General features: G+C 33.9%; 7 protein-coding genes. All 7 read left to right on the plus strand.

Annotation, left to right across the window (positions count from 1 at the left end; all coding sequences use genetic code 11):
• On the plus strand, nucleotides 1-3405 hold a 3405-nt coding region (locus EDB96_RS21000), incomplete at its 5' end, for a gliding motility-associated C-terminal domain-containing protein (protein WP_166669263.1).
• 48 nt (nucleotides 3406-3453) lie between these two features.
• Nucleotides 3454-4365: a type IX secretion system membrane protein PorP/SprF gene (locus EDB96_RS04045; protein WP_134139360.1), complete on the plus strand. Its 912-nt coding sequence runs from the start codon at nucleotides 3454-3456 to the stop codon at nucleotides 4363-4365.
• Between the two features lie 8 nt (nucleotides 4366-4373).
• Nucleotides 4374-6383 carry an OmpA family protein gene (locus EDB96_RS04050; RefSeq protein ID WP_134139361.1) on the plus strand — a complete coding sequence of 670 codons (2010 nt, stop codon included), beginning with the start codon at nucleotides 4374-4376 and terminating at the stop codon, nucleotides 6381-6383.
• 941 nt (nucleotides 6384-7324) lie between these two features.
• Entirely contained in the window at nucleotides 7325-7750 is a 426-nt protein-coding gene (locus EDB96_RS04055) for a CBS domain-containing protein (RefSeq protein ID WP_057117442.1), read from the plus strand.
• Between the two features lie 155 nt (nucleotides 7751-7905).
• Nucleotides 7906-10197, plus strand: coding sequence for an NADP-dependent malic enzyme (locus EDB96_RS04060; RefSeq protein ID WP_057117441.1), 2292 nt, complete (start codon nucleotides 7906-7908; stop codon nucleotides 10195-10197).
• A 78-nt stretch (nucleotides 10198-10275) separates the two neighbouring features.
• A complete protein-coding gene (gene ruvA, locus EDB96_RS04065) occupies nucleotides 10276-10857 on the plus strand; it encodes a Holliday junction branch migration protein RuvA (RefSeq protein WP_057117440.1) in 582 nt (193 codons plus the stop codon).
• A gap of 24 nt (nucleotides 10858-10881) precedes the next feature.
• On the plus strand, nucleotides 10882-18141 hold the full coding sequence (sprA, locus tag EDB96_RS04070; RefSeq protein ID WP_134139362.1) for a cell surface protein SprA: 7260 nt from the start codon (nucleotides 10882-10884) through the stop codon (nucleotides 18139-18141).
• The last annotated feature ends 83 nt before the right edge of the window (nucleotides 18142-18224 follow it).

Here is an 18224-nt window from a genome sequence, read left to right on the forward strand (position 1 = left end):
ACAATTTCATTTACTGCTAATGATAAACTAAACGGAAATCCAGCAGTTGTAGGAACAGCTTCAGGAGAAGTTAGTTTTGAAATTATTGGAACACTTCCGTCAGGATTTACATTAAATCCAGATCATACTATTACTGTTGCGCCAAACACGCCGGCAGGAAATTATAATGTAGAATACCGTATCTGCGAAAATACTAATCCGACAAACTGTGATTCAGTAATTTCGGTTGTAACGGTTACATCAGGCAATCTTGTTGCAAATCCAGACACAGTACCGTCGGTTATCGGGTCAAATGCAAATCAAACATTGAATGTTAATGTTTTAGATAATGATACTAAAAACGGACAAAAATTAGATCCTTCAGATGTAAATCTGACTGTTTCGAAACCAGATCCAAAAGGATATTTAGTATTGAATCCAGACGGGACAGTGACTTTAGGAGCTAATGCACCAGCAGGAGATTATGAATTAGAATATACAATCTGCGAGAAATTAAATCCTTCAAATTGTAAATCAAACACAGTAACGGTAACAGTAACTGCACCAAAAATTGAAGCAGTTGCAGATCCTGTAACTTCAATTAATGGAAATATCGGAGGAACAACAATTTCATTTACTGCTAATGATAAACTAAACGGAAATCCAGCAGTTGTAGGAACAGCTTCAGGAGAAGTTAGTTTTGAAATTATTGGAACACTTCCGTCAGGATTTACATTAAATCCAGATCATACAATTACTGTGGCGCCAAACACTCCGGCAGGAGATTATAATGTAGAATACCGTATCTGCGAAAACACAAATCCGACAAACTGTGATTCAGTAATTTCAGTTGTAACGGTTACATCAGGCGATCTTGTAGCCAATCCAGATATTGTATCGTCAGTTGTCGGGTCAAATACAAATCAGACACTAAATGTAAATGTTTTAGATAATGATACTAAAAACGGACAAAAATTAGATCCTTCAGATGTAAATCTGACTGTTTCAAAACCAGATCCAAAAGGATATTTAGTATTGAATCCAGACGGGACATTGACTTTAGGAGCTAATGCACCAGCAGGAAATTATGAATTAGAATATACAATCTGCGAGAAATTAAATCCTTCAAATTGTAAATCAAACACAGTGACGGTAACAGTAACTGCACCAAAAATTGAAGCAGTTGCAGATCCAGTAACTTCAATTAATGGAAATATCGGAGGAACAACAATTTCATTTACTGCTAATGATAAACTAAACGGAAATCCAGCAGTTGTTGGAACGGCTTTAGGAGAAGTTAGTTTTGAAATTATTGGAACACTTCCGTCAGGATTTACATTAAATCCAGATCATACAATTACTGTGGCGCCAAACACTCCGGCAGGAGATTATAATGTAGAATACCGTATCTGCGAAAACACAAATCCGACAAACTGTGATTCAGTAATTTCGGTTGTAACAGTTACCGGAGGAGATCTTGTAGCAAATGAAGATCTTGTACCATCAGCGGTTGGAGTTAATGTTTCACAAACAGTAATAAATGTCTTTACAAACGATACTAAAAACGGAAATGCTCTAGTACCGGCAGATGTAAATCTTACTCCAGGAACAGATCCAAAAGGATATTTAACAATAGATGCAAATGGAAATGTTATTCTTGCAGCTAGTGCGCCAGCAGGAGATTATGAATTGCCATATACTATTTGTGAGAAATTAAATCCTTCAAATTGTAGTTCTAATGTTGTAAAAGTAACTGTAACAGAACCAAAAATGACAGTATCTGCAAACAGCTACTGTTCAAACAATGTTCCTTATGTAAATTATACAGTTACACCAGATAATTTTACAACAGCGAATCTATTGACAGTTAAATGGATCGACAGCGCAAATAATGTTGTAGCTACTCAAACAAACTTACCATTAAGCGGAAATATTATTTGGCCGGGCGCTGTAGTTGACGGTAGTGGAAATGGAGTAGATTGGCCGGGATGGATTTTAAATAACGGACAATGGACAGAAGGTGCAGATGGTTTTGAGCTTACGAGAAATGGAGTGAAAATGGAATTTTCATTAAACCCAACCGTAACGGTTTCTGTAGCTTATCCAGCAGCAACTTCTGGTTGTAACGCTCGTCCGACATTCTCAATCAAAGCAAATAATGATGAGGCAGGACCAATTGATGTGAAAAAAGGAATGAATGCATCACTTAATATTTTTGCAAATGATCTTGTAAATGGAGTAAATCCAAATCCTGCAGATGTTATTTTATCAACTGTTGTTGCAAATCCAAATCTAACACTAAATACAGACGGATCAATCAACATTGCTGCAAACACACCAAATGGAGTTTACGAATTGACTTATCAAATCTGTGAAGCTGCAAATACATCAAATTGTAGTCAGGCAACAATTAAAATTACAGTATTGAATACGCTTGATCCTGCTTCTCCAGCATCAAACGAAATTACTTTAGGGAATGATAATAATATTAGTGTAGACGGAATTAATGGTTCTCTAGAATTTGTAAATGTTTTAGATAATGATTTAATAAACGGACAACCGATCAATCCTGCAGATGTTGTGGTAAAACCTTTAACAACGAATGCCTATTTTGAATGGAATGCTGACGGAACTGTAAATGTTAAACCAAATACACCAGGAGGAAATTATCCATTGACGTATCAGGTTTGCGAAAAAGCAGATCCTTTAAATTGTTCAACAGCAGTAATGAATGTTTTTGTTGAAGTTCCAGCAATAGCAGTTATCAAAACCGCAGTATTCAATGATGAAGATAAGAGCGGTTATGCTAATGCAGGCGAAACAATCACGTACAAGTTTACAGTAACCAATACAGGAAATGTACCGCTTATTGGTATTACAATAACAGATCCATTAACTGGAGTAGTAGTTTCTGGCCAGCCAATTGATCTAAATATAAACGAATCTAATGAAACTAATTTCACTGCAGTTTACAAAATAACTCAAGAAGATATTAATCAGGGCAGTGTTAGTAATCAGGCAATTGCACAAGGTAAAAGTAGTAGAGGTATAGTTGTTGAAGACAAATCAGATGATTCTAGCAACAATGGCGACAATCCTACGGTATTAGATTTAAATGGATGTGCAATTAAAGTATTTAAAGCTTTCTCTCCAAATGGAGACGAAAAGAATGCAAGATTCTTTATTAGAGGCATAGAATGTTATCCAGATAATACTGTTGAAATTTACAACCGTTGGGGAGTATTGGTTTTCAGTATAGATCAATATAATAATACAGACAGAGTCTTTTTAGGATATTCTAACGGACGTTCTACGATTAAACAAACAGACGGTCTGCCAGTAGGAACCTATTTCTATATTTTGAAATACAAAGATAGTGCTAAAAACCCGCACGAAGAATCAGGTTACTTATACATTAACAAATAAAAATAGATGACGGCTTAGTTCTAGCTGAGCCGTTTTAAAACTTAATAAATGAAAAAATTAATTTTAATTTTTATGTTTTTTTCGATTGTGTCTAATGCGCAGCAAGATGCGCAGTATACTCAATACATGTATAATACAATCGAAGTCAATCCAGCTTACGCAGGTTCAAGAGGAGCTTTAAGCGTTTTTGGATTGTATCGTACGCAATGGGTTGGTTTAGATGGCGCGCCGGAAACAAGTACATTTTCTGTCAATACACCTATAAGTAACAGCGATTTAGGGCTTGGAGTTTCTTTAGTAAATGATAAAATCGGACCAACTGTAGAAAACACCTTATCAGCAGATTTGTCTTATACAATACCAACTTCAGAAAGTTGGAACTTGTCTTTCGGGATAAAAGGAACAGCAAATCTTTTTAATCTTGATGTCAATAAATTAAGTATGGAAGATCAGGATGATCCACAATTTCAAAACTTAAAAAACAGATTTAGCCCAAATGTAGGAGCTGGAATTTACTATCATTCAGATCGAGCCTATATTGGATTATCTATTCCTAATTTTATAGAAACAAATCGCTATAATTCTGACGACACCGCTATTTTCAAAGAAAAAATCAATTATTATTTAATAGCCGGTTATGTCTTTAATCTGGATCGTTTAGAGTATATCAAATTCAAACCAGCTTTAATGACCAAAATGGTAGAAGGAGCACCTTTGCAGGTAGATGTTTCGGGGAATTTTATGTTTAATGATAAATTCGTTCTTGGGCTTGCATACCGTTGGAGTGCATCAGTTAGTGCAATGGCTGGATTTCAAGTTACAAAAGGAATGTACGTAGGTTATGGTTACGATCATGAAACTACAAGACTTAGAAAATACAATTCTGGATCTCATGAGATTTTCCTAAGATTCGAATTTTTCAATAATTATAATAAAATGATATCTCCAAGATTCTTTTAATGATACCTATGAAAGTAAACAAATTAATTTTGATCTTTTTGCTGTCTGGCTTTTTCTTAAATGTGAATGCACAAAATCCATTCACAAATATGAATGTAAAATATGCAGATAAAAAGTACAGTGAATATGCTTACGCAGATGCAATAAAAGTATACGAAAACTTAGTAACCACAGAAACTAATAACGAAGGATTAATTCAGCGTCTGGCAAACTCATATTATTTTAATGGAGAATTAAAAAGTGCCTTAAAATGGTATGAACAATTATTTATGATAAACCCAGACCAAGAATCTGAATATTTATACCGTTACGCCCAATCTTTAAAATCAGCTGGAAACTATCGTAAATCGGATGAAATTCTACAGAAATTTAATGAAAAAGCGGTTTTAGAAAAGAGAGCCGATTTAATTCGAAATGATAAAAATTATTTAGAGGAAATAAAAGAAAATTCAGGTCGATTTGAAATTGGAGATGCGGGAGTTAATTCTCATTTTTCAGATTACGGAAGCACTGCTTATAATAACAAAATAATCTTTACTTCGGCGCGCGATACAGGCGGCGTGGTTAAGACTAATTTTCAATGGACAAATAGATCTTTCTCTAGATTATATTCGGCTGTTTTAATGCCTGACGGAAGTGTTGGAAGACCTGAACTTTTAATAAAAAGAAAAAAAGACAAATTCAATGAGTCAAGTCCGATTTTCACAAAAGATGGTCGTACAATGTATTTTACCCGAAATAACTTTACTGATGGCAAGAGAAGAAGCAACGATAAAAATGTAACGCTTTTAAAATTGTACAAAGCAGAATGGATTGACGAAGAATGGAAAAACATAAAAGAACTTCCGTTTAACAGCGACCAATACAGTACTGCACATCCAGCGTTAAGTGTAGACGAAAAAATATTGTATTTCGCGTCGGATATGCCAGGAACGTTAGGCCAGTCGGATATTTATAAAGTAACTATTAATGAAGACGGTACATTTGGGACACCAGAAAACTTAGGACCTTCAATTAATACCGAAGGAAGAGAAACCTTTCCTTTTATTTCTGGAGACAACGAATTGTATTTTGCATCTGACGGACGCCCGGGTTTAGGCGGACTTGATATTTTTGCTGTTAGAATAAAAGCAAACGGAACTTTTGATGAAGTTTTAAACGTTGGGGAACCTGTAAACAGTAAACAAGACGATTTCGCTTTTAGCATTGACAGTAAAATTAGAAACGGATTTTTCTCTTCCAATAGAGATAGCGGTCAAGGGTTAGACGATATTTACCGATTTACAGAAACTAGAAGATTAATCTGTGAGCAAAACTTAACAGGAACAGTTACAGATGCAGAATCTAATGAACTGCTGGCCAATACTTCTCTTACTTTATTTAACGATAAGTTTGATCCAGTTGGAACAATCGTTACAGATGAAAAAGGAAATTACATTTTTCCTACTGTAAAATGTGGCAGAAAATATACCATTAGAACAGCCAAAACAGATTACAACGCAAAAGAAGTTGCTGTAAATATCCAAAAAGACGCAGAAACAACATTAATGATTGCATTAAACAAAGTGTTTGTTCCTCTTGCTGCGAAAAAAATAGAAATCAAAAAAGTTGCAATAAGTCCAGTAAAATTAGGATCGATAAAAGTGGGAGCAGATTTGGCAAAACTATTAAATCTGCCAATGAACTTTTTTGATTTGGGCAAAGCAACAATCAAAAAGACATCAGAACCACAATTAATGAAAGTGGTAAATCTTTTAAATGAATATCCAAATATGAAACTAGATATTCGTTCCCACACCGACAGTCGTTCGTCATCAGAAAGCAATCAGATTCTTTCTGAAAAAAGAGCGCAATCGACAAAAAACTGGCTGGTACAAAAAGGAATAAGCGAAGAACGTTTATCTGCCAAAGGTTATGGAGAAACACAATTAGTAAACAAATGTGCAGACGGAGTGAAGTGCACCGAAAAACAACATATGCAAAATAGAAGAAGTGAGTTTATTATTGTAGCAATGTAAAAAAAAGGAAATTTTCAATTTTTTAAATTCCAAATTCCAATCATAGAACCCTTTTCTAAATTTTAGAAAAGGGTTTTTTGTAAAAAAATGCTCTGAATTTTGGCATGGTTATACTTTTAATGTTTTTCCAGATATCCCTACGGGATAATATTGATATTATCATCATTATTTTTCTACCAACCCGTAACTCCTAGCGGAGTTGTTCTTCTATATTTTTAATGGTACTGATATAACACCTGTGGAATAATATTTTGATGGTTACAATTTTTTTTTTCTACCAATCCATAGGTTCTAGCGGATTCTCTGATTTATTTTTAATGTGCTTTCATATATCCCTAAAAGATAATATTGGGATGATTATCATTATTTTTTCTACCAATCCATAGGTTCTAGCGGAGTCTCTGATTTGTTTTTAATGTGCTTTCATATATCCCTAAAAGATAATATTGTGATGATTATCATTATTTTTTCTACCAACCCATAACTCCTAACGGAGTTGCTGTTCAATATTTTTAATGGTATTGATTTAATCCCTGAGGAATAAATGTTCTTTTAAACATCCAGATATAATATTACGATGATTATAATCACTCTTGTATCATGCCATAACTTCTAATGAGTTGCTAATTCATAATATTTAATTTCTGCAAAATAACTCCGTTAGGAGTTAATGATTGGTAGAATCCCAAAAATATCGACATGTATTTTGTCCCATCGGGACATTTGATTATTATTTACACAATGTGAATCCTAAACGTTAAAAAATCAAATTTTCTTCAAAAAAGAATTGTAAAAAGTTTCTTTCTTTAGTGGATAATTTTGAAAATCTAAATTTTGATGTATTATGTTTAAAATGAATTGTTTATGTTTTTAAAAAATCGATTTCGTTGCAAATCGTGTTTGTTTTTGTTTTAACTTTATAAACCTAAAAATTTTTCATTATGACTGTAGATCAAATACTTAAAGCAAAAGGAAGAAATGTCTATTCCGTTATTTCGAATTTAACGGTTTATGAAGCCTTAAAAGTAATGGGAGAAAAAAATATCGGAGCAATTTTAATTATTGACGATAATAATTTAAAAGGAATCTTATCTGAAAGAGATTATGCCCGTAAAATTGTTCTAAAAGATAAATCTTCTAAAGAAACTTTTGTTCATGAGATTATGGAAAGTAATGTTTTTACAGTAAAACTTTCAGATAATCTTGAAGATTGTATGGAACTTATGAGCGAAAAAAGAATCCGACACCTGCCTGTTTTAGAAGATGGAGTAGTGGTTGGAATAATCTCAATAAGCGATGTTGTTAAGGCAATTATAGAAATTCAAAAAGACACCATTAATCATTTGAATTCTTATATTTCTCAATAAAGCACACTTAAAAACAATAAAAATTTAAAAGGAGTCCAATTTCTATTGGACTTTTTTTATTTATCAAAATGGATTTTAAGAAAAGAAAATGCTAAAAATACGCCATTTTAAAACAAGACTTATATCTTTGTAAGCTAGAATAAAAGCTAAAAATAATGAACAAAGAGAGTAAAAGAAGAGAAGCGTTACTGTACCATTCAGAGCCGACTCCAGGAAAAATTCAGGTAGTTCCAACAAAAAAATATGCAACCCAAAGAGACTTATCACTGGCTTATTCGCCGGGAGTTGCAGAACCATGTTTAGCAATTGCAGAAAACATTGATGACGTTTATAAATATACAGCTAAAGGAAATTTAGTAGCCGTAATCTCAAACGGTACAGCTGTTTTAGGACTAGGAAATATAGGCCCTGAAGCAGGAAAACCTGTAATGGAAGGGAAAGGTTTGTTATTCAAAATATTCTCTGATATTGATGTTTTTGATATCGAAATCGGCACCGAAAATGTTGAAGAATTTATTCAAACCGTAAAAAATATTGCTCCAACTTTTGGAGGTATTAATCTTGAAGATATTAAAGCGCCAGAATCTTTTGAAATCGAAAGAAGACTGGTAGAAGAATTAAATATTCCGGTAATGCACGATGACCAGCACGGAACAGCAATTATATCTTCAGCAGCTTTAATCAATGCACTTGAATTAGCAGGTAAAAAAGCAGAAGATGTAAAAGTAGTAGTTTCTGGAGCAGGATCTGCAGCAATCGCTTGTACTGATTTATACGTTTTATTAGGCGTGAAAGTAGAGAATGTTTTAATGTTCAACAGTAAAGGACTTTTAACAAAAGACAATCCGGCACTTTCTGATTTACAATTAAAATATGCTGTCGACGGTCCAAAAATTTCTTTGGCAGATGCAGTAAAAGATGCTGATGTTTTCATCGGATTATCTTCTGGAGATATTCTTTCGCCAGAAATGTTACTAACAATGGCAAAAAGCCCGATCGTTTTTGCAATGGCAAATCCGAATCCGGAAATCGATTATAATTTAGCTGTAGAAACGCGTAAAGACGTTATTATGGCGACAGGACGTTCAGATTTTCCTAATCAGGTAAATAATGTTTTAGGTTTCCCTTACATTTTTAGAGGAGCATTAGACGTAAGAGCGACAAAAATTAACGAAGAAATGAAAATGGCTGCCGTAAAAGCGTTGGCTATTTTAGCAAAAGAACCAGTTCCAGAGCAGGTTAACGTAGCGTACGGTGCAACCAAATTAGGTTTCGGACAAGAATATATCATTCCAAAACCATTTGATCCTAGATTGATTACAGTTGTGGCGCCTGCAGTAGCAAAAGCAGCAATGGAATCTGGTGTAGCAAAAAATCCTATCACAGACTGGGCAGCTTATGAAGACAATCTTCGTGAGCGTATGGGTAATGATAATAAAATGGTGCGATTGATTACAAATCGTGCAAAATTAGATCCTAAAAGAATTGTTTTTGCTGAAGCAGATCAGTTAAATGTATTAAAAGCAGCACAAATTGTTTACGAAGACGGAATTGGATTCCCAATTTTATTAGGAAACAAAGAAGTGATTTTAGAATTGAAAGCAGAACTAGGTTTTGATGCTGATCTAGAAATTATTGATCCTAAGACAGATGAAGAAGAAGTAAGACGTAATAAATTTGCAAATTCGTTTTGGGAAACAAGAGGCCGAAGAGGTGTTTCAAAATTAGATGCGGAGAAATTCATGCGCGAAAGAAACTATTTTGCAGCCATGATGGTTAATGAAGGTGAAGCAGATGCTTTAGTTACTGGATATTCTAGAAGCTATCCTTCTGTTGTAAAACCAATGATGCAATTAATAGAAAAAGCACATAATGCCTCTCTAATTGCAACAGCAAACATGATGCTTACTTCTCGCGGGCCAATGTTTTTATCAGACACTGCAATCAACATTAATCCATCTGCACAAGATTTGATTAACATTGCAATTATGACTTCTAAAACAGCAAAAATGTTTGGTATTGAGCCTGTTATTGCAATGGTTTCATTCTCAAACTTTGGTTCTTCATCTAGCGCAAGCGCGTCAAAAGTTAGAGAAGCAGTTGCTTACTTACATAAAAATCATCCTGAAATGATTGTTGATGGAGAAATTCAGGCAGATTTTGCTTTAAATCCAGAAATGTTGCAGGAGAAATTCCCATTCTCTAAATTAGCTGGTAAAAAAGTAAATACATTGATTTTCCCTAATCTAGAGTCAGCAAATATCACTTATAAATTGTTGAAAGAATTGTATAAAGTGAATTCAATCGGACCAATTATGATGGGTATGGGTAAACCAGTTCACATTTTCCAATTAGGGGCAAGCGTAGAAGAAATGGTAAACATGGCTGCAATCGCTGTGATTGATGCACAGGAAAAAGAAAACAAAAAGAATAAAATCTCACAATAAACGTTCTAACAAGGATTGAATAACTTTGTCGTAATTTTATGGCATTTTTATTATATTTGATACTAATAAAGTATATTTATGATAGCACATTTGCAGGGAAGATTAGTAGAAAAAAATCCTACAGAAGTTGTAATTGATTGTGGAGGAGTTGGTTATCAGGTGAATATATCACTGCATACCTTTTCTTTAATACCAAATTCTGAAAATATAAAATTGTATACGCATCTTCAAATAAAAGAAGATGCGCATACTTTATATGGTTTTGCAGAGAAATCGGAACGCGAAATTTTTAGAATGCTGCTTTCTGTTTCAGGAATCGGAGCAGGAATTGCGAGAACGATGCTTTCGTCAATAGAACCAAAACAAATTATAAATGCGATCGCATCAGGAGATGTAGGCGTAATTCAATCTATAAAAGGGATTGGGAACAAAACAGCACAAAGGGTTATACTTGATTTAAAGGAAAAAGTGTTAAAGTTGTACGATTTGGATGAAGTTTCAGTAGTTCAAAACAATACAAATAGAGATGAAGCGTTATCTGCTTTGGAAGTTTTAGGTTTTGTTCGTAAAGCGTCTGAAAAAGTAGTAGAAAAGATCGTTAAAGAAGATCCAGAAGCTACAGTAGAAACAATCATCAAAAAAGCTTTAAAAAGCTTATAAATTCATTTTATATAAAAGAATTCTATGCGTAAAATTTGTATTTTGTTGCTGGTCTTACTCTGCGGTAATGTTTTGCGTGCGCAGGTCACCCCGGCAACTCAAGATACAACTAAAACTCAGTTTTCAGTTGGTAAAATTGAAATTGCAGATCCACCAAGTATACTATCAGCTTATAGATACGATCCAATTACAGATCGTTATATTTATACCAATTCTGTTGATGGTTTCTCAATCAATTACCCTTTAATTTTAACTCCAAAAGAATACGAAGATTTAGTTCTAAAAGAATCTAGAAGAGATTACTTTAGAAAAAAATCAGATGCAATTGATGGTAAAAAAACAGGAAGCGAAGCCGCAAAAAAAGATTTACTTCCAAGATATTATATCAATTCCAGTTTGTTCGAAAGTATTTTTGGAAGTAATACCATTGATGTAAAGCCCACAGGATCAGTCGAAATGGATCTAGGTTTGCGTTATACCAAACAAGACAATCCTTCATTTTCTCCAAGAAACAGATCCAGCCTGACTTTTGATTTTGATCAAAGAATCAGTATGAGTTTAATGGGTAAAATAGGAACTCGTCTTGAGGTAAATGCCAATTACGATACGCAGTCAACTTTTGCCTTTCAAAACTTATTTAAACTCGCGTATACTCCATCAGAAGATGATATAATACAAAGTGTAGAAGTTGGTAACGTCAGCATGCCTCTTAATAGCACACTTATTAGAGGTGCACAGAGTTTATTTGGAGCAAAAGTAAAAGCACAATTTGGTAAAACAACTATTACCGGAGTTTTCTCAGAACAGAAGTCTCAAACCAAAAGTATAGTCGCAGAAGGTGGAGGAACAGTTCAAAACTTTGATTTGTTCGCATTAGATTACGATAATGACCGACATTTCTTCTTGTCACAATACTTTAGAAATAAATACGATTCATCTCTAAGAAATTATCCATTTATTGACAGCCGTGTTCAAATTACAAGACTAGAAGTATGGGTTACCAATAAACAGAATAGAGTAACGACAAACAATAATAACTTAAGAAATATTATTGCGCTTCAAGATTTAGGTGAAGGTCAAGTTAGCGGCGTGCCAGACAATGAAGTTGTAGTGATTACCAATTCGGCAGGATTTTTTAATAATCCTATAGATTCTCCAACAGACAATACGAATAATAAATACAATCCTGCAACAATCGGGCAAGGAGGAAGTTATTTAAATTCTAATATTAGGGAGATTGTTACTGCTGGTTCTGGATTTAACAATGCAAATGTAAGCGAAGGTACCGATTATTCTGTTTTAGAAAATGCTAGAAAGTTAACAACAAACGAATATACTTTTAATCCACAATTAGGTTATATCTCTTTGCAGCAGCGTCTGGCCAATGACGAAATTTTGGCAGTTGCCTTTGAATACACTGTTGGAGGAAAAGTATATCAAGTTGGAGAATTCGGAAGCGATGGTGTAGATGCAACTGTAGTTACAGGAAACAATAACGCTAATCAAGCTATTGTAACGCAGAGTTTGGTTTTAAAAATGCTGAAAAGCAGTTTGACTAATGTTAATAATCCAGTTTGGAACTTGATGATGAAAAACGTTTATCAAATTCCACAGGCGTATCAAATCAAGCAAGAAGATTTCAGGCTAAACATTCTTTACACAGATCCATCACCAATAAATTATATAACACCAGTTCCAGGGACTCTTTTTCCAGATGATGATCCTGTAAATCCTGATCCAAATAATTATTATATTACTAAAACTCCTTTACTGAATGTATTTAACTTAGATCAGTTAAATTCTACCAATGACCCACAAAAGGGTGGAGATGGTTTTTTTGATTATGTTCCAGGAATAACAGTAGATGTTCAAAATGCTCGTATTATTTTTACAACCAAAGAACCTTTTGGAGAACTTTTGTTTAAAAAATTAAATACAGGCACTTCGGGCGAAAATTATAATGATCCAACGACCTATAATGATAATCAGCGAAAATATGTATTCAGAAATATGTACAGAAGTACACAAGCTGGTGCGTTGCAGGATAGTGATAAAAACAAATTTTTATTAAGAGGAAAATACAAATCTTCGGGAAGTAATGGTATTCCAATTGGAGCATTCAACGTTCCACAAGGTTCTGTTGTAGTAACTGCGGCAGGAAGGGTTTTGGTTGAAGGTATCGATTATAGTGTTGATTATCAATTAGGAAGAGTGCAGATTTTAGATCCTTCTCTTCAAGCTTCCAATACACCAATTGAAGTTTCCTTAGAAAATAATTCAATTTTTGGACAGCAGACTAGAAGATTTATGGGATTTAATATTGAACGTAAAATGTCTGAAAATTTTGTTTTAGGGGCAACCTTTTTAAAGATGACAGAGCGTCCTTTTACTCAAAAATCAAGCTACGGACAGGAATCTGTAAACAATACTATTTTTGGTTTTAACGGAAATTACTCTACAGAAGTTCCATTTTTAACTAGATTAGCCAATAAGCTTCCAAACGTTGATACCGATGTTCCTTCTAATCTTTCCATTCGTGGAGAAGTTGCATTTTTAAAACCAGATGCACCAAAAGCCAGTGATTTTGAAGGTGAGGCAACTATTTACATAGATGATTTTGAAGGTTCTCAGACAACTATTGATATGAGATCTGCATATGCATGGAGTTTATCTTCGACTCCATATATTGGTTCAATAAATGATAATACATTTAATGCAAGTTCTAATACGTTAGATTATGGTTTCAAACGTGCAAAGCTAGCATGGTATACCATCGATCCAGTCTTTTATGCATCAAAACCTTCTGGAATTTCCAATGACGATTTGTCTTTAAATTCAACAAGAAGAATCTATAGTAGAGAGCTTTATCCGAATACAGATATTGCTCAAGGACAAATTCAAGTAGTTAATACTTTAGATTTAACGTATTATCCATCAGATAGAGGACCTTACAATAACAATCCAAATTTTGGGGCAAGTAGTCCTTCGACCAATTTTGGAGGAATTATGCGTGCGCTGAATTCAACCAATTTTGAGCAGGGAAATGTAGAATATATTCAGTTTTGGGTACTGGATCCATATGTTGGAACAGGAGAATCACAGCCGACCAATACAGGTAAAATTTATTTCAACTTAGGAGAAGTTTCAGAAGACGTTTTAAAAGACGGCAGAAAACAATATGAAAACGGATTAGGACCAGATCAGGTAATGGTAAATCCGCAGCCACTTTGGGGAGATGTGCCTGCATCACAATCGTTAATTTATGCTTTTGACACCAATCCGGATAATCGTAGAAATCAAGATGTTGGTTTAGATGGACTTCCGAATTCAAAAGAAGCTTCTATTTATAATAATTACGCTGGTGAAAGTGATCCAGCAGCAGATGATTACACCTATTATTTAAATACAGATGGCGGCGTTTTAAATCGCTATAAAAAATATAATGGAACTGAGGGGAACTCTGCAGTAAGTGTAGATGATCCGAATCGTGGTTCTACAACTCTTCCAGACGTTGAAGATATCAACCGTGATAATACAATGAGTACAATCAATGCGTATTATGAATACAGTATTGATTTAAGACCAGGAATGCAGATTGGACAAAATTATATTACAGACATTAGAGAAGTAAAAAATGTCGAACTTCCAAACGGAAGCACAACAAATGCAAGATGGATTCAATTTAAAATCCCAGTTTCGCAGCCACAAAATACTATTGGAAATATTACAGATTTTAGATCGATTCGTTTCATGCGTATGTTTATGACTGGATTTAATGATCAAATGACAGTTCGTTTTGGAGCATTAGATTTAGTTAGAGGAGAATGGAGAAGATACACAGGAACATTAGATGCTAATGATACAAATCCAGAAAACGACGGAACTGAGTTTGATGTTGCGGCAGTTAATATTCAGGAAAATGGGACTAAATGCCCAGTAAATTATGTTATTCCGCCAGGAGTTCAAAGAGAACAAGCATATAACAACAATACAATCATTAACCAAAATGAGCAGTCTTTAGCATTAAGAATTGGAGGTTCAGGATTAGAATATCAAGATTCTAGAGCAGTTTTCAAAAATGTAAGTGTTGATATGCGTCAATACAAAAAGTTGAAAATGTTCATTCATGCGGAATCACTTCCAAATGATAGCCAGCTTTTAGATAATGAAATGATTGGATTTATTCGTTTTGGTAATGACTTTACGCAAAACTTTTATCAGATTGAAATTCCATTAAAAGTAACAAATACTGGAGGATCATGTGAGATAAGTCCAGATTTGGTTTGGCTGGAAGAAAATAATATTGACGTGGCTTTGTCTTTGCTGACCAGAATGAAAATATTGGCAATGAAGATTGATCCTAATGACCCAAGAAGAGATGTAAATGGTATTTACTATCCAGATAGAGATCCATCTATAGAAGGAGGTGACCAAGACGGTAAATTGACTTTAGGTATAAAAGGAAATCCGAATTTTGGTTTAGTTCGAAATTTAATGGTCGGAGTAAAAAGTGCTGCAGATCATAAAAACATTAATGGAGAAGTTTGGTTTAACGAGCTTCGTATGTCTGATTTGGAAAACAAAGGCGGTATGGCAGCCTTGTTAAATGTCGATACCAATATGGCCGATTTGATGACATTATCAGCATCAGGAAAAAAGAGTACCATTGGTTTTGGTTCTCTTGAAGAGGGGGCTAATGAAAGAGATCGTGAAGATATTCAACAATATAACATAGTAACAAACTTAAATTTAGGAAAATTACTGCCTAAGAAATGGGGAATTAATCTTCCGTTCAATTATGCAATTGGAGAAGAAGTTATTACACCAGAATACGATCCGTTTAATCAGGATATTAAACTGAAACAGTTAATAGCAGAAACAACAGATCCAGCAGAAAAAGATAATATTAGAACACGTGCAGTAGATTATACTAAGCGTAAGAGTATTAACTTTATTGGAGTACGAAAAGACAGAGCCCAAGAGCAGAAACCTCATGTTTATGATGTAGAAAACTTTACATTCTCCCAATCTTATAATCAGGTAGAAAGACATGATTATGAAGTAGAAGATTATGAAGATGAGCAATCGAACACAGCCGTGAATTATGCGTATACATTCCAGCCGAAAGAAGTGGTTCCGTTCAAGCAGACCAAATTCATGAAAACAAGTGAATATTGGAAACTATTGAGTGATTTCAATTTTAATTATCTTCCTTCAAATATATCTTTTAATACAAATATTATTAGACAAAGTAATCGTCAGCAATATCGACAAGTTGATGTAGAAGGTATTGGTCTTGATCCGCTTTACAGAAGAAATTTTGCATTTAATTATCAATACGGTTTTGGATTCAATCTGACAAAATCATTAAAATTAAATTATACTGCTGCATCGAATAATATTGTTAGGAACTTTTTGAATGACGATAATTCGCCAAAAGAAGACTTTAATATTTGGGACGATTATTTTGATATTGGTACGCCAAACCAGCATTTGCAGCAATTGGTTTTAAATTATGATATACCAATTAATAAAATCCCAATTTTCAGTTTCGTAAAAGCAACTTATTCTTATACTGCCGATTATAATTGGCAAAGAGCTTCAACAGCATTTTCGCAATATGAAGAAGAAAATCCAGATGGATCGACAACTCTGTGGGATTTAGGAAATACAATCCAAAATGCTAATTCAAATACTTTAACTACAACATTAAATATGAACACGTTGTATAAGTATTTAGGTTTAACGCCAGGTTCTAAAACAGCGGCGAAAACAAAACCAACAGCACCACCTAAGCCAGGTGAAAAAATTGTAAACACTGCGAAGCCAACAGTAAGTAGAAGTCCTTTTTACGACGGTTTAATTGGAGTTTTGACAAGTGTTAAGAACATTCAAATTAATTATACTAAAAACAGCGGTACTGTTTTGCCAGGATATATACCAGGAGTAGGTTTCTTTGGTACATCAAAACCATCATTAGGATTTGTATTTGGTAGTCAGGATGACATACGTTACGAAGCGGCCAAAAATGGATGGTTGACCAATTATCAAAATTTTAATCAAAATTATACTCAGGTAAGTAATAAACTTTTGAAAATTACAGCAAATGTTGATTTGTTTCCTGATTTGAAAATTGATTTAAATATGGATCGTGCGTATTCTGAAAATTCATCTGAACAATATAGCGTAGATCCTACAACAAATCAGTATGTGCCTTTATCTCCATATACATACGGAATGTTTTCTATTTCAACAGTATTGATCAAAACTGCTTTTTCAACAAGTAATGAAACGCAGTCTGCGGCATTTGATGATTTTAGAAATAATCGTTTAATAATTGCAAATCGTTTAGCGGAAGATCATTATGGAGCAGTTATTCCTAGATATGATGCCTCTACTCTTCCAACTGAAGATCCGAATGCTCCATTGGATAATCTTGCAAATCCAAATAATAGTCAAAGAAAGTTAATCCAGTCAAATGATGGGTATCCAATAGGATTTAGTAAAAGTAATCAGGCAGTCTTGCTTCCTTCGTTTTTAGCGGCTTATACAGGAAGTGATGCCTCAAATGCTTCGACAAGTATTTTTAGAAGTTTCCCTATCCCGAACTGGACTGTGAAGTATAATGGTTTGATGCGTTATAAATATTTTAAAGATCATTTTAAACGTTTCTCTTTACAGCATAATTACAGGGCTTCATATACAATCAGCCAGTTTAGATCGAACTTTGATTATTTAGAAAATCCTAACGGGCAGGATGTCAATTCGAATTTCTTTAATAAAACAATTATGTCGAATGTTAACTTGGTAGAGCAGTTTAGTCCGCTTATTCGAGTTGATTTTGAGCTGAAGAGTTCACTTCGTTTATTAACGGAAATTAAAAAAGACCGAGCCTTATCGATGAGTTTTGACAACAATTTGTTGACAGAAGTTAAAGGAGTAGAGTATGTTGTTGGGTTAGGATATCGTTTTAAAGATGTAATTTTCTCTTCAAGATTGGCAGATAATCCAACTGGAATTATTAAAAGTGATATTAATATCAAAGCTGATTTTTCATATAGAAACAATGAAACTTTAGTTAGGTATTTAGATTACGATAATAATCAGCTGGCTGCGGGACAAAATATTTGGACCTTAAAGCTGACTGCTGATTATGCTTTCAGTAAAAACTTGACAGCAATATTTTATTATGATCATTCGTTCTCGAAAGCAGTTATTTCGACTTCATTTCCTTTAACGAACATCAGATCAGGTTTCACACTTCGTTATAATTTTGGAAATTAATTTTTAGTTTCTAAACTAAATTTCATTAGAAGATTATTACATTTGTGGCTTAAATTTTAAATTATCAATTTTCAAACATACTA

This window comes from Flavobacterium sp. S87F.05.LMB.W.Kidney.N (assembly GCF_004366435.1).
In the GTDB taxonomy this organism is placed as follows: Bacteria; Bacteroidota; Bacteroidia; order Flavobacteriales; family Flavobacteriaceae; genus Flavobacterium.

Bases quoted from the DNA above. Each gene is read 5' to 3' on its own strand.
- EDB96_RS04045 (WP_134139360.1), top strand. From the start codon at position 3,454: ATGAAAAAATTAATTTTAATTTTTATGTTTTTTTCGATTGTGTCTAAT.
- EDB96_RS04050 (WP_134139361.1), top strand. From the start codon at position 4,374: ATGAAAGTAAACAAATTAATTTTGATCTTTTTGCTGTCTGGCTTTTTC.
- EDB96_RS04055 (WP_057117442.1), top strand. From the start codon at position 7,325: ATGACTGTAGATCAAATACTTAAAGCAAAAGGAAGAAATGTCTATTCC.
- EDB96_RS04060 (WP_057117441.1), top strand. From the start codon at position 7,906: ATGAACAAAGAGAGTAAAAGAAGAGAAGCGTTACTGTACCATTCAGAG.
- ruvA (WP_057117440.1), top strand. From the start codon at position 10,276: ATGATAGCACATTTGCAGGGAAGATTAGTAGAAAAAAATCCTACAGAA.
- sprA (WP_134139362.1), top strand. From the start codon at position 10,882: ATGCGTAAAATTTGTATTTTGTTGCTGGTCTTACTCTGCGGTAATGTT.